The sequence below is a fragment of the Blastococcus sp. SYSU DS0539 genome (genome assembly GCF_054050855.1).
Map to the genome: position 1 here is coordinate 90,431 of NZ_JBJHAF010000004.1, position 13,972 is coordinate 104,402.

Here is a 13,972-nt window from a genome sequence, read left to right on the forward strand (position 1 = left end):
GTGACCGCATTGTCCGTGTCGACTTGATGTCACGCCTCCTTTTCTCGCGGCCCAATTCCGCTCGACCTCTCCACCGCACGGCGCCGCGCAGCCGTGCGTCGGCGGCGATGGGCCGTCAGTAGGTGGACCTCCCGACGCTGGGGCGGAGGCCAATTCCCGGGCACTGCCCGACGCGACAGACGTCGGGCAGCACCCGGGCACGGGGTGCGGTGTGCATCAGTAGGTGAACGTGCCGACCGTGGTGCGCAGGTCGGCGGCCATCCGGGACAGCTCGTCCACCGCGACCCGGGTCTGCATCAGCGCCTGGGTGGTCGAGTCCGCTGCGGTGGAGACGCCGGCGATGTTGGCGGCGATCTCCGTGGTCGCGCCGGCCGCTTCCTGCACCGACCGGCCCATCTCGTTCGTCGTCGCCGTCTGCTCCTCCACCGCGCTGGCGATGGTGGTCTGCCGGTCGGAGATCTGCGCGACGATCTGGGAGATCTCGCCGATGGCCGCGACCGCGGCGGTGGTGTCGCCCTGGATCGCCAGGACCCGCTTGGCGATGTCCTCGGTCGCCTTCGCCGTCTCCTGGGCCAGCTCCTTGACCTCGTTGGCCACCACCGCGAAGCCCTTGCCCGCCTCACCGGCCCGGGCGGCCTCGATGGTGGCGTTCAGCGCCAGCAGGTTCGTCTGCTCGGCGATCGAGGTGATCACCTTGACGACGTCGCCGATCTCGGCCGAGGACTCCCCCAGCTTCGCCACCGTCGCCGTCGTCGTCTCCGCCGCGGTCACCGCACGCGCAGCCACCTCACTGGCCTCGGCCGCGTTCTGCGCGATCTCCCGGATCGACGCCCCCATCTGCTCCGCACCCGCGGCCACCGTCGCGACGCTCCGCGACACCTCCTCGGCGGCACCGGCCACCACGCCGGACTGCGCCGACGTCTCCTCCGCCGACCCCGCGATCTGCGCCGACGAGGCGCTCAGCTCCTCCGACGACGCGGCCACCGCGTCCGCCGAGGCGACGATCTCGGTGACCGCGGTGGACATCGCCGCCGCGGCCGTGTTGAGCGCCGCCGCCATCTGGCCGATCTCGTCCCGCCCGCGGACGGGGAGCCGGACGGTGAGGTCGTTGCCGGCCAGCTCCTCCAGGCCCACCTTGACGGTACGAACCCCACGCACGATGCCCCGGGAGACGAACCAGGCCAGGCCTCCGCCGACCAGGAAGGCGATCGCGAAGACCACCATCGAGACCACCCGCGTCCCGGTGCGCGCGTCGACGACCGCGGCCTCCGCCTCCGCGACGCGGGCGTCCACCGACGCGACCAGCTCCACCATCGCCTGGTCGAGCACGTAGAAGACGTCCCACTTCTCGCCCTGCGAGAGGGCGTCCCCCTCGTCGAGCAGCCCCTGCTGCCACAGCAGGAAGATCCGGTCGTTGTAGTCGCTCATCACGGCCCAGTTCTGCTCGATCACCTCGAGGCTGGCCTCGGCGGCGGCGTCCAGCTGGTCGCGGTCGAGGTCGAAGAGGGCCTCGAAGCCGGCGGCGCCGTCGCGGTAGGCGGCGACGTTGTCGCCGTCGGGCGCGGCGGCGACCGCACCGCCGTCGACCCGGGCCTTCCAGGCGGTGATGTTCTGCCAGTTCGCCGCCCACAGCAGGTCGTAGCGTGCCGACTCCACGGCCCGCTGGGCGGCGACGGCGTCCCGCGCCTCGGCATGGAGATCGGCCACGCGCTGGGTGCCCGTGATCCCGGTGACGGTAGCGGCGATCGTGCCCAGCAGCAGGGCAGCGCTGACGGCGAGGATCCGGGTGGCGATCCCCCGGTCGCGATACCAGTGCCTCTGGCGGGCGTCGTGCCGTGGTGCGGACATGCTCGTGTCATCCCTCGGGTCGGCGGGCGGTACGAGCAGATGATGGCTTTCCCGACCATTTGTTTCAGCGCTCAGGTAATCGTGTCGCGAGCTGCCGCCCAGATAACTGACCGACCATTGTCTGTCCGGCCGATATGTCGACCTCGGGAGTTCCCGAGTACGGCGGGGAATGCGGGCGGAGCGCCCGGCCGCATGGCCGGACGCTCCGCTCGTTTGTCCTCGGGTGCGACCTCTGGTCGCCGGCTGTCAGTAGACGAAGCTCCCCACCGTGGTGCGCAGGTCGGCGGCCATCCGGGACAGCTCGTCGACCGCGACCCGGGTCTGGGCCAGCGCCTGGGTGGTCGAGTCCGCCGCGGTGGAGACGCCGGTGATGTTGGCGGCGATCTCGGTCGTCCCGCCGGCGGCCTCGGTCACCGAGCGCGACATCTCGCTGGTCGTCGCGGTCTGCTCCTCCACCGCGGAGGCGATGGTGGTCTGCCGGTCGGAGATCTGCGCGACGATCGAGCTGATCTCGCCGATGGCCGCCACCGCCGCCGTGGTGTCGCCCTGGATTGCCAGCACCCGCTTGGCGATGTCCTCGGTCGCCTTCGCCGTCTCCTGCGCCAGCTCCTTGACCTCGTTGGCCACCACCGCGAAACCCTTCCCGGCCTCCCCGGCCCGGGCGGCCTCGATCGTGGCGTTCAGCGCCAGCAGGTTCGTCTGCTCCGCGATCGAGGTGATCACCTTGACGACGTTGCCGATCTCCGCCGAGGACTCCCCCAGCTTCGCCACCGTCGCCGTCGTCGTCTCCGCCGCGGTCACCGCCCGCATGGCCACCTCGGACGCCTCCGCTGCGTTGCTGGCGATCTCCCGGATCGAGGCCCCCATCTGCTCGGCACCGGCCGCGACGGTCTCCACGCTGCGCGAGACCTCCTCCGCGGCGCCGGCCACGACACCGGACTGCGCGGAGGTCTCCTCCGCGGACGCCGCGATCTGCGCCGAGGACGCGCTCAGTTCCTCCGACGACGCCGCCACGGCGGTGGCCGAGTCGGCGACCGAGGCGAGGACGCCACGCAGGCTCGTCCGGGCGGCGTCGAGCGAGGCCGCCATCTGCCCGACCTCGTCGTGCGAGTCGACGTCCGTCAGGACGGTCATGTCACCCTTCGCCAGGGCCTCCAGCGACCGCTTGACGCGCTCCACCGGGCGGGTCACCGACCGCATGGTCAGCACGCTGAGGCCGAGGACGGCCAGGACGGCGACGGCTGCGACCACGATGCTCTGCGTCACGGCGGAGCCGATGGCCTCGTCGAGGCGGGTCTGGGCCTGGGCGCTCTGGGCGGCGAGAGCGTCCTTCGCGTCGCTGACCGCACCGTCGGTCAGGTCGTTGGCGGCCTGGATCTCCTCCCAGCGGAGCCGGGCGGCGGTCTGGTCGGCGACGGCGGCGTCGACGAACAGGGTGATGGCGTCGGTGTAGGCGCCGTAGCTGTCGGCCAGGCCGGCGACCGCCTCGGCGGCCTCGCCCTCGATCTCGATGGTGGCCAGCTCGTCCAGCAGCGCCTCGGGGGTGGCGATGTCGTCTGCCAGCTCCGCGAGCTGCTCGGCCGGGTCGGGGCGGGTGACGGCCTTGAAGCCGTCGACCTTGAGCTCGCTGGCCCGCGTGTCGAGCTGGAGCACCAGCTTCTCCGCATGGTTCAGCTCCGCCGACTCGGTGTTCGCCTCGCGGACCGACGACATCCCGATGAGGACGGCGGCGAGCAGGCCACCGAGGGCCAGCACCACGACGCCGACGAGGATGCCGAACTTCGTCGCGAGGCGGCGGTCGGCGAACCACCCGGCACGCCGCCGGGCGACGGGGGAGGGGAGAGGTGTGCTCACGGGTGACCGTCCAGGGAAGAGGATGCCATCGCCGCCGGTGTGGCGACGCCGTCATTGTTGTCACTCCAACGACCGGGCGATGCGCTCCGCAAACTCCGCGAAAGGATCGTTATGCGGCCACGGGGTCATCGAATGGCGGCGCGTCATGTGTCGACACGGACGGAATGGTCACCGAGCGTCCGGCTCGACCATTTCCGGGACGTCCTGCGGATATCCGGGAATCCTCGACGTCGAGGAAGCGATGACCAGCGGCGCGCGGAACGGTCATCGGGCGCGCCACCCGACACGCGGGCGCGGAGGTCAGCGCAGCCGGTCGGCGAGGGTGCCGAGGAGGTCGACCACGGCCTCCGGCCCGGCGACCCGGTAGCGGGCGGCCGTCTCGCCGTCGCCCACCTTGATCGTCACGTCGTCCGGTCCGAGCGCACGGAAGCCGTCCTCGTCGGTGACGTCGTCGCCCAGGTAGACGGCTGCCGCCGCACCCAGCTCCTCGACCAGCCGCCGCAGCGCGCCGCCCTTGTGCGCATCGGTGACGGCGATCTCGAGCACGTCCTTGCCCGGCTTCAGCGTCAGTGACGAATCGGCCACCTCGCGGGCCTCCGCGAGCAGAGCGGCGGCCCGGTCGCGATCGGTGACCTGGCGGACGTGGACCGCCACGCTGGCCGGCTTGACCTCCAGCCGGGCACCGGGCGTGCCCTCGACGAGCGGGGCCAGCCGCCGGGCCAGCTCGTCCCGCCGCCCGGCGTCCGCTTCCGTGAGCGGACCGTCGAACTCCGCCCCGTGGCTGCCCACCCAGCGGAAGGGGCCCTCCAGTCTGCTCGTCCGGCGCAGGTCGTCGACGCCACGGCCGCTGACCAGCGCCACGGTCACGCCGTCGACCGCGGCCAGCCGGGCCAGCGCCTCGGCGACCCCGGGTTCCGGCACGGCCGCCGCCGGGTCGTCCCGCAGCCGGGCGAGGACGCCGTCGTAGTCGCTGGCCACCAGCAGCGGTCGCCGTCCGGCCAGGGCCGCCAGCGCGGCGTCCGCGACGGCGGAGGTCACGCCTGGCCCTTGAGGGCGTCGAAGAAGGAACTGGCCCAGTGCTCGAGGTCGTTCTTGAACAGGTGGCGGCGCATGGCGCGCATCCGCTTGGCCGCCTCGTCCGGCTCGATGCGGAGCGCGCGGACCAGCTGGTTCTTGACCCCGGCGATGTCGTGCGGGTTGACGAGGAACGCCTGCCGGAGCTCCGCCGCGGCCCCGGCGAACTCGGAGAGCACCAGCGCGCCGCCGAGATCACCGCGCGCGGCGACGTACTCCTTGGCCACGAGGTTCATGCCGTCCCGGTAGGGGGTCACGAGCATGACGTCGGCGGCGCGGTAGAGGGCGGCGAGCTCTTCGCGCGGCATCGACTGGTTGAAGTAGTGCACGGCCGGGCCGGCGATCGAGCCGTAGACGCCGTTGATGTGGCCGACCTGCTGCTCGATCGTCTCGCGCATGTGCACGTAGTGCTCGACCCGCTCGCGGCTGGGCGTGGCGACCTGGACGAGCACGGTGTCGGGCGCCTCGACGGCGCCGTCCTCGAGCAGCTCCTCGAAAGCGCTGAGCCGTACGCCGATGCCCTTGGTGTAGTCCAGCCGGTCGACACCGAGGATGATCTTGCTCGGGTTGCCCAGCTCCGCCCGGATCTCCCTCGCGCGCCGGAGCACCTCGGGGGTGCGGGCCAGGTCGTCGAACGCGCTGACGTCGATGGAGATCGGGAAGGCCCGGGCGGTGACCACCCGCCCGTCGTATTCGATCTGGTTCCGACGGCAGGTCAGGTCGTGCAGCCGCCGGGCGAGCTGGACGAAGTTCGTGGCCGCGGACGGCCGCTGGAAACCGACCAGGTCGGCACCGAGCAGGCCCTCGACGATCGCCGAACGCCAGGGCAGCTGGGTGAACAGCTCGTACGGCGGGAAGGGGATGTGCAGGAAGAAGCCGATGGTCAGGTCGGGTCGGCTCTGCCGCAGCATCGCCGGGACCAGCTGCAGCTGGTAGTCGTGCACCCAGACGATGGCGCCCTCGGCGGCCACCGCCGCGGCGCGTTCCGCGAACCGCTTGTTGACCTGCACGTAGGTGTCCCACCAGGCCCGGTGGTACTCCGGCTTCTCGACCACGTCGTGGTACAGCGGCCACAGGGACGCGTTCGACATGCCCTCGTAGTAGCGGTCGACCTCGTCCTCGCTGAGGGGGACGGGGATCAATGACATCCCGCCGGACTCGAACGGCTCGGGTGCGTCGCCGGCCGATCCCGACCAGCCGACCCATGCGCCACCGCGCCCGGCGACGAACGGCTCCAGGGCGGTGACCAGCCCGCCGGGGCTCCGCTGCCACCGGGTGCTGCCGTCGGGGTCGGTGACCTGGTCCACCGGAAGCCGGTTGGCAACCACGACCACAGGGCTGTTCGCCCCGACGCTGTCTCCCGTGTTCTCGGCCATACCGCCCCGACCCTATCCAGAGGACCGGGTCCGCGCGCCACGTGGCCGCGCGAATCAGCAGTCCGGGGGAGTGGTGGCCGTCAGAGTGCCCCCGCCACCAGGTAAGCGCCGGCCGCCGCACCGAGGCCGAGCACCAGCGTGGCGACGAGGTAGCCCAGCGCCCGGCCGATCCCCCGCTCGTCCAGCAGGCGGACGACGTCGGCGCCGAACGTGGAGAAGGTGGTCAGCGCGCCGCAGAAGCCCGTCCCCACCAGCGCCACGACGCCGGCCGGGACGGCCGCCAGGCCGAGGAGCAGGCCCAGGACCGCGCTGCCGGCCACGTTGACCACGAGGGTCCCCGGTGCGGGATCGCGCCCGGCCCGGCCCGCGACCCGGGCGGCGAGCAGGCGCAGCGGAGCACCCGCCGCTGCCCCCAGGGCCACCAGCAGGGCCGTCACCGGGCCGACCGCCCGACGGCGCGGCCGGCCGAGCGCCGGACCGGCCGGTCACCCGACCGCCCGCCCGGCGGCCCCGCCCACCGGACCAGGTGCGCACCCAGGACGACCGCCGCAACGCCCCCCACCACGGAGGCGAGCACGTAGCCCACCGCCGGCACGGGCGCCCCGCCGTCGACCAGCCGGACCACCTCGACGGCGAACGCCGAGTAGGTCGTGTAGCCGCCGAGCACGCCTACTCCGAGGAACGGCCGCACCCAGGCCGGCTCGGGGGAGCGGACGGCGAGGAGCGCCAGCAGCGCCCCCAGGAGGAGGCAGCCGGTGAGGTTCACCGACAGGGTCGGCCAGGGCCAGCCGGCGGGGGAGGAGGGCAGCGCCTCGGCGAGCCCCCAGCGGGCCAGGGAGCCCAGCGCACCGCCCAGTGCCGCGAGCAGGTAGGCCATGTGACCTGCCTCTCCCTCCCGATCCGGCGTCGGGCAGCACGCCCTCCCGAAGGGTCGCACGCCGGTGGCCCGGGACAGAGGAGGACGCCGTGGGTCCGCTGGAGGGCGTGCGGGTCGCCGACCTCGCCGGGCTGGGTCGGGCTCGTTCTGCGGGATGCTGCTGGCCGCCCCGGGCGCCGACGTGGTGCGCATCGACCGGGAGGGTGCCCGCGGGGGTCTGCTCGGCTCGCCCGGTGCCACGTCGCTGCTCGACCGCGGCAAGCGATCGATCGCGCTGACCTCGAGGACCCGGGTGGACGTCACGTCGCCCGTCGGGCCGCGCGACGGCCGGTAGGTTGGCGGCGTGGTGCGCCGGGGGCCGGGCGACGGTCGGGCGTCGGGAAGCGGCGCCCCCTCACCTCGCACGGCCGGTCGATCGGGCCGCGTCGCCCGGGCGGCCACCCTGCTCGTCTCGCTCACCGCGGTCAGCCAGGTGCTCGGCTTCGTCCGGGACGCCGTGATCGCGGCGGTGTTCGGGGCGGGCGCCGTCCTCGACGCCTACCTCGTGGCACAGGGCGTCATGAACCTCGTGCTGGCCCTGGTGGCCACCGCGCTGGCCCGCGCCGTCGTGCCGTCGGTGGCCCGGGCAGCCGCCGCCGGTCAGCAGGAGCGCGCCAACCGGACGGTGCAGACCGTGCTCACCCTCACGGCCCTGGTCCTGACCGTCGGGTCGGTGACGGTGTTCGTGGCGGCGGAGCAGGTCGTCGGGGTGCTCGCCCCCGGCTTCGACGACTCGACGGCGGACCTCGCCGTCCAGCTCACCCGCATCGTCCTGGTGGCCGCGCTGTTCGTCGCGGGGACCGACATCCTGGCCGCCGCCTGCCAGGCGCACGGCCGCTTCTTCGCCTCCGGCCTGCAGGGCGTCCCCTTCAACCTGGTGATGATCGCCGCCGCGGCCTGGGCCGGCCCGCGCTTCGGCGCCGAGTCGCTGGCCGTCGGCTTCGTCGTCGGCTCCGCCGCCCGCCTCGCGGTTCAGCTGCCCGCGGTCCGGCGGGCCGGCATCCGGCTCCGGCCCCGGCTGTCCCTCCGCGACCCGGACGTGCGAGAGGTGCTCCGGCTGACGCCCCCGCTGCTCGTGGGCAGCGCGGTGCTCAACGTCAACACCCTCGTCGACCGGGCGGTCGGCTCGAGCCAGGGGGAGGGGGTGATCACCTCGCTCAGCCTGGGGTTCCGGGTGGTCAACCTGGTGGACTCCCTGCTGGTCGTGACGGTGGTCGCCGCGCTCTACCCCGCGTTCAGCGAAGCCGGCATCCCCGAGCGCCGGGCCGAGCTGCGCCGGCTCGTCGACCGCGCCCTGCGGGTGATGGTGACGCTGCTGATGCCCGTCGTGGCGGTGCTCGTCGTGCTGGCGCGGCCCGTGGTCCAGCTGCTCTTCGGCCGCGGCGAGTTCGACGAGGCCGCCGTGGTGGCCACCGCCTCCGCCGTCGCCTTCTACGCCGCCGCCGTGCTCGGTGTCGCCGTCCGCTCGCTTGCCTCGCGCGCGTTCCTGGCCGTGGGCGACGGTCGCGCACCCACGCTGGTCGCCGTCCTGGTGATGGTGGTGAACGTGGCGGGCGACCTCACCCTCGGCGTGGCCTTCGGCATCGCCGGGCTCGCCGGCTCGACGAGCCTGTCCCTGGTGCTGGGGGCGGTGCTCGCGGTCGTCCTGCTCGCCCGCCGGCACGCCGCCGTGGGCCTGGGCGGACTCGCGGCGACGAGCGCCAGGGCCGCGGCTGCCGCCCTCCTGGGCGGCCTGGCCGGTGCCGCGCTCGTCGCCCAGCTCCCCGACGGTGACAGCGCCGCCACGGCCGCTCTGCGGCTCGCCGCCGGCGGTGCCGCCGTGGCCGGGGTCTACCTCCTGGTCCTCACGTCGCTGCGCGGACCGGAGCCGTCCGACGTGTACTCGCTGACGGCCGGGCTGGTCCGCCGGCGCCGTCGCTGAGCCGCCCGGGACCCCCGGGTGCGCCCGCCGGGGGAGGCGGAAGCGGTACGAATGCGTTCTCGCAGCGTCCGCCGGCGCGCTTCCGATCGCTAGCCTCCACCCGATGACCCGGACCAAGAAGGCGCTGGTGGTCACCGCGTCACGTGACCGTGGCTCCCTCACCGCCGTCCGGGCGCTGCACCGGGCCGGCTGGTCGGTCGGGGTCGGCACCCCCACCGGGACCGGCATGGTCACCTCGACCCGGGGCTGCGCGCGACAGCACGTCGTGCCCCGCCCGCGGGGCGACGCCGCCGACTTCGTCGCGGCGGTCGCCGGCGCCGTCGACGACGGCGGCTACGACGTCGTCTTCGGCGGCGGGGACGACTGGGCCGCCGCGCTGGCCACGTACGCCGACCGCATCCCGACCGTGGTGGCGCATCCGCCCGCCGACGTCGTCCTGGCCGGTCTGGACAAGGTCGGGCTCGCGGGCCGCGCCGCGACCGCAGGGCTGCCCTCGCCCCGCACGGAGCCCGCGACGCCGGCCGCCCTCGATGCGTGGCCCGGGCCGGTCGTCGTCAAGTGCCGGACGCACTGGCACCCGGGCCAGCGGCACGAGCTGCGCATCGAGGCCCGCCGCTACGCGGACGTGGCGGCGGCCCGCGGCCGGGTCCGCCTGCTGTCGGACTCGGGTTTCGAGCCGGTGCTCCAGGCGCCGGTCGACGGGGTGCTGGAGTCCCTCGTCGGCCTCTTCGACGGGCGGCTGACCGGCCGGGTGCAGCAGGTCTCCACCGCGCTCTGGCCCACACCGAGCGGGGTGACCTGCCGGGCGGTCACCGTGCCCGTCGACGAGGAGCTGGCCGACCGCGCGACCGCGCTGCTGGCCGGGCTGGGCTGGTCCGGACTGGTGCAGCTGCAGTTCCTGCGGGACCACGCGGGCACCCGGCACCTCATCGACCTCAACGGCCGGTTCTTCGGCTCCATGGCGCTCGCGGTCGCCGCCGGCCCCAACCTGCCCGATGCCTGGGGTCGCCGCGCCCTGGGCGAGGAGGTGCCGGTCCTGCCGGACGGCGCGACGGGCGTCCGGTTCGCCTGGGCAGCGGGGGACGTGCGCCGGGCGGCGGTCGAACGGCGCGGTGGCCTGGCCCGCGACCTCGGCTCGGTGCTGCGCTGGCTCCCCGGCGCCACGGGCAGCGTCTGGGACCTGCGCGATCCCGGTCCGGCCCTCACGATCCTGCGGGAGCGGCGGCTCCTGCGCCGGGGGAGCGCACTCCTGCGACGCCGGTGAGCCGGGCAGGCCACCCGCCGTGGCGCGCCGTCGTCGCCCGCACGGCCGTCAGCGGCGGCGGGTCTCCGGGAAGAGCAGGTCGACGAAGCGCTCGGCGGTGGGCTGCGGCTCGTGGTTGGCCAGCCCGGGCCGCTCGTTGGCCTCGATGAAGACGTAGTCGGGGCCGCTGACGTCGGGGACCAGGAAGTCGATGCCGGTGACCGGGATGCCCAGGGACTCCGCCGCCCGGACGGCCGCCTCCGCGATGGTGGGGTGCAGCCGGTCGGTGACGTCCTCGATCGTGCCGCCGGTGTGCAGGTTCGCCGTCCGCCGGACGGTGATCCGTTCCCCGTGGGGCGGGACGTCGTCCATGGCGTAGCCGGCCTCGGCGACCACCTCGGTGGTCGTGTCGTCCAGCGGGATCCGCGACTCCCCGCCGGTGGCCCGCTCCCGCCGGCGGCTGGTCGACCGCACCAGGTCGGCGACGGCGTGCCGCCCGTCGCCCACCACCTCGGCCGGACGGCGGACGGCGGCCGCGACCACCTGCCGGTCGATGACGACGACCCGCAGGTCCTGACCCTCGACCCGCTCCTCGACCAGCACGTCGGGGCAGAACTGCAGCGCGAGGGCGACGGCCCGCTCCAGGCCCGCCTCGTCGGTCACGCCGACCGTGATGCCGCGGCCCTGCTCACCGCGCGCGGGCTTGACGACGACGTCGCCGACGCCGCGCAGCAGCGTCCGGGCCTCGTCGAGGTCGCCCTCGCAGGCCAGCGCCCCCTGCGCCACCCGGACGCCGGCCCGCCGCATGATGCGCCGGGTGACCCGCTTGTCGTCGCAGCGGCTCAGCGCCACGGCGGTGGTGAACTCCGACAGCGACTCGCGGGTCAGCACGGAGCGGCCGCCCAGCGTCAGCCGCATCTCGCCCCACTCGGCGTCGGTGATCTCCACCCGGATCCCGCGCCGGAGCGCCTCCTCGGCGATGATCAGCGCGTAGGGGTTGAGCCGCTCCAGGCCGGGCGGCCGCGCAGCGAACAGCGGCGTGTTGATCGGGTTCTTCCGCTTCACGCACACGGCGGCGACCCGGGTGAAGCCCAGCTTGCGGTACAGCGTGATCGCCGCGGTGTTGTCGTGCATCACCGACAGGTCCAGGTACGCCCGGCCGCGGGCGACGTAGCGCTCGGCCAGCACCCGGACCAGCGCCTCACCGGTGCCGGGCGGGGCGTCCTGCTTGTCGGCCACCAGGCACCACAGGCTGGTGCCGCCCTCCGGGTCGCCGAAGGCCAGCGCGTGGTCGACGCCGGTCACCGTGCCGACGATCTTCTTGGTGCGGGTGTCCTCCGCGACGAGGTAGGTGAACGTGCGGGTGCGGTGGTTGGCCCACATGGTCGCCGGCTCGGCGGGGACCATGCCGTTGCGCGCGTAGAGCTCGTTGATCTCCACCATCTCCGCCTCCGAGGTCACCGTGCGCACGAAGACGCCGCGGATCACCTCGGGCCGGGGGCGGTAGCGGTGCAGGTCCAGCCGGTAGGTGAGGGACGGATCGATGAAGAGCTCGTCCGGCGCCATCCCGACGAGCACCTGCGGGTCGCGCGGGTAGACGCAGATGTCCCGCCGTCCCGTCTCCTCGGCCCGCAGCACGTGGACGATGCGGCGCAGGTCCCGGAACGTCTGGCCGAAGGCCAGCTGCCCCCAGCCGAGGTCGAGGACGACGTCCTCGGCCATGCCCTCGATCTCGTGGGCGGTGGGTTCGTGCCAGGAGCGGCTGGTCAGCTCGGGGGTGGAGGGCACCGGCGTGCGACGGCGGTGCCCGGCCAGCCGGGGTGCCATGGCCATCCCTCAGACCGCGTGCGTCTGGAGCCAGAGCTCGAGCAGGCCCAGCTGCCACAGCTTGTTGCCGCGCAGCGGGGTCAGCTCCCCGTTCGGGTCGGCGAGGAGCTCGCGGACGTACTCGGGGCGGAACAGCCCCCGGTCGGCGGCCGCCTCGCTGGAGAGCGCGTCCTTCACCAGGTCCAGGACCTTGCCCTGCAGGTGGGTGATCGCCGGCACCGGGAAGTAGCCCTTGGGCCGGTCGATGACCTCCGGCGGGATGATCCGGCGGCCGATCGCCTTGAGCACGCCCTTGCCGCCGTCGGCCAGCTTGTGCTCCGGCGGGCACATGGCCGCCAGCTCCACGAGGTCGTGGTCGAGGAACGGCACGCGGGCCTCCAGGCCCCACGCCATGGACATGTTGTCCACCCGCTTGACCGGGTCGTCGACCAGCATGACCTCGCTGTCCAGGCGCAGCGCGGCGTCGACCGCCGTCTCCGCCCCGGGGGCGGACATGTGCGCACGGACGAAGGCCAGGCTCGGGTCCTGGTCGAGGGCGTAGCGGCCGGACACGACGTGCCGCATCTGGGCGTGGTCGCGGTCGAAGAACGCCTTCGCGTAGGTCTGCACCGCCTCCTCGCGGCCGACGCCGGCCAGCGGCGGGTACCAGTGGTAGCCGGCGAACACCTCGTCGGCGCCCTGCCCGGACTGCACGACCTTGATCGACTGGCTGACCCGCTCGCTGAGCAGGTCGAAGGCGACGACGTCGTGGCTGACCATCGGCTCGGCCATCGCCCCGATGGCGTGCGCGAGCGAGCCGGCGAGCTCGTCGGAGCCGACCCGGATGCGGTGGTGGTCGGTGGCGAAGTGCTCGGCGATGACGTCGGAGTACTGGAACTCGTCGCCTTCGCGGCCGCCGACGGACTCGAAGCCGATGGAGTAGGTGGCCAGGCCGGTCTGCCCCTCCTGGGCGAGCAGGCCGACGATCAGGCTGGAGTCGAGGCCGCCGGACAGCAGCACGCCGACCGGGGTGTCGGCGACCAGGCGGCGCCGGACGGCGACCCGCAGCGCCTCCTCGATAGCGTCCTCCCAGTCTCGGGCCGACCAGTTCGCGTGCTCGGCCCGGCGCTCGTAGCGCGCCTCCCAGTACCGGTGCTCGGTGCTGGTGCCGTCGGCCTCGATGACCCGCACGGTGGCCGGGGGCAGCTTGCGGACCCCGTTGAGGATGGTCCGCGGCGCCGGGACGACGGCGTGCCAGCTGAGGTAGTGGTGCAGGGCGACCGGGTCCACGGAGGTGTCGACGTCGCCGGCGCGCAGCAGCGCGGGCAGCGTGGAGGCGAAGCGCAGCCGCTTGCCCGGGGTCTCGGAGAGGTAGAGGGGCTTGATGCCCAGCCGGTCGCGCGCCATGACCACGCGGCCGGTGTCCCGCTCGGCGATGACGAAGGCGAACATGCCGTGCAGGTGCGAGACGACGTCGGTGCCCCAGTGGTGGTAGCCCTTGAGGATCACCTCGGTGTCGCTGTGCGAGAAGAACCGGTAGCCGTGGCCCTCCAGCTCGGCGCGCAGCTCCTGGTAGTCGTAGATGCAGCCGTTGAAGACCGCCGTCAGGCCCAGTTCGTTGTCCACCATCGGCTGGGAGCCGCAGGTGGAGAGGTCGATGACCGAGAGCCGGCGGTGGCCGAACGCCACCCGGCCGTTGCTCCACGAGCCCTGGCCGTCCGGACCTCGGGGGACCAGGGCCTCCACCATGCGGGCGACGGCCGTCGTGTCAGCCGTCGAGCCGTCGAACGTGATCTCGCCGCAGAGGCCGCACATACGAAACGATCTAACCCTCGTCGGGCCCGGCCCGCGACGTGGGGCTCGTCAGGACCGCCCGGTCGTGGCACACCTCACGCGCTGTTCCACGTGGAACGCACCGAGCGGGCGCGCCCGGG

The 13,972-nt window shown here is 73.8% G+C and carries 11 protein-coding genes; 3 read left to right on the plus strand and 8 right to left on the minus strand.

The annotated features are described in order from the left end of the window. Positions 1 to 216: 216 nt before the first annotated feature. The 6 genes from ACI790_RS06650 to crcB form a co-directional block, all read right to left on the minus strand. Complete coding sequence (locus ACI790_RS06650) at positions 217 to 1,848, minus strand: methyl-accepting chemotaxis protein (RefSeq protein ID WP_456569005.1); 1,632 nt, start codon at positions 1,846 to 1,848, stop codon at positions 217 to 219. A 246-nt stretch (positions 1,849 to 2,094) separates the two neighbouring features. Then, on the minus strand, positions 2,095 to 3,702 hold the full coding sequence (locus ACI790_RS06655; protein WP_456569006.1) for a methyl-accepting chemotaxis protein: 1,608 nt from the start codon (positions 3,700 to 3,702) through the stop codon (positions 2,095 to 2,097). A 300-nt stretch (positions 3,703 to 4,002) separates the two neighbouring features. Beyond that, a complete protein-coding gene (gene otsB, locus ACI790_RS06660) occupies positions 4,003 to 4,740 on the minus strand; it encodes a trehalose-phosphatase (RefSeq protein WP_456569007.1) in 738 nt (245 codons plus the stop codon). Continuing rightward, positions 4,737 to 6,104: an alpha,alpha-trehalose-phosphate synthase (UDP-forming) gene (locus tag ACI790_RS06665; protein ID WP_456569008.1), complete on the minus strand. Its 1,368-nt coding sequence runs from the start codon at positions 6,102 to 6,104 to the stop codon at positions 4,737 to 4,739. Before ACI790_RS06665 ends, otsB begins: the two co-directional genes overlap by 4 nt. Positions 6,105 to 6,232: 128 nt before the next feature. Next, entirely contained in the window at positions 6,233 to 6,589 is a 357-nt protein-coding gene (locus ACI790_RS06670; protein ID WP_456569009.1) for a fluoride efflux transporter FluC, read from the minus strand. Beyond that, positions 6,586 to 7,029 (minus strand): fluoride efflux transporter CrcB, encoded by a 444-nt coding sequence (gene crcB / locus ACI790_RS06675; RefSeq protein ID WP_456569010.1) that lies wholly within the window; start codon positions 7,027 to 7,029, stop codon positions 6,586 to 6,588. The genes ACI790_RS06670 and crcB overlap by 4 nt, the downstream gene beginning before the upstream one ends. Before the next feature lie 154 nt (positions 7,030 to 7,183). On the opposite strand from crcB, the gene ACI790_RS06680 reads away from it, so the two are divergent. The 3 genes from ACI790_RS06680 (at position 7,184) to ACI790_RS06690 (ending at position 10,253) form a co-directional block, all read left to right on the plus strand. Beyond that, positions 7,184 to 7,363, plus strand: a complete 180-nt coding sequence (locus tag ACI790_RS06680) for a hypothetical protein (RefSeq protein ID WP_456569011.1) — start codon at positions 7,184 to 7,186, stop codon at positions 7,361 to 7,363. A 12-nt stretch (positions 7,364 to 7,375) separates the two neighbouring features. After that, a complete protein-coding gene (gene murJ / locus ACI790_RS06685; protein WP_456569197.1) occupies positions 7,376 to 8,989 on the plus strand; it encodes a murein biosynthesis integral membrane protein MurJ in 1,614 nt (537 codons plus the stop codon). Positions 8,990 to 9,092: 103 nt separating this feature from the next. Then, on the plus strand, positions 9,093 to 10,253 hold the full coding sequence (locus ACI790_RS06690; RefSeq protein ID WP_456569012.1) for an ATP-grasp domain-containing protein: 1,161 nt from the start codon (positions 9,093 to 9,095) through the stop codon (positions 10,251 to 10,253). A 48-nt stretch (positions 10,254 to 10,301) separates the two neighbouring features. On the opposite strand, the gene ngg is transcribed toward ACI790_RS06690, so the two are convergent. Together ngg and ACI790_RS06700 are read right to left on the minus strand one after the other, a co-directional pair. Beyond that, a complete protein-coding gene (ngg, locus tag ACI790_RS06695; protein WP_456569013.1) occupies positions 10,302 to 12,065 on the minus strand; it encodes an N-acetylglutaminylglutamine synthetase in 1,764 nt (587 codons plus the stop codon). Between the two features lie 3 nt (positions 12,066 to 12,068). Then, positions 12,069 to 13,853: an N-acetylglutaminylglutamine amidotransferase gene (locus tag ACI790_RS06700; RefSeq protein WP_456569014.1), complete on the minus strand. Its 1,785-nt coding sequence runs from the start codon at positions 13,851 to 13,853 to the stop codon at positions 12,069 to 12,071. Between the last annotated feature and the right edge of the window lie 119 nt (positions 13,854 to 13,972).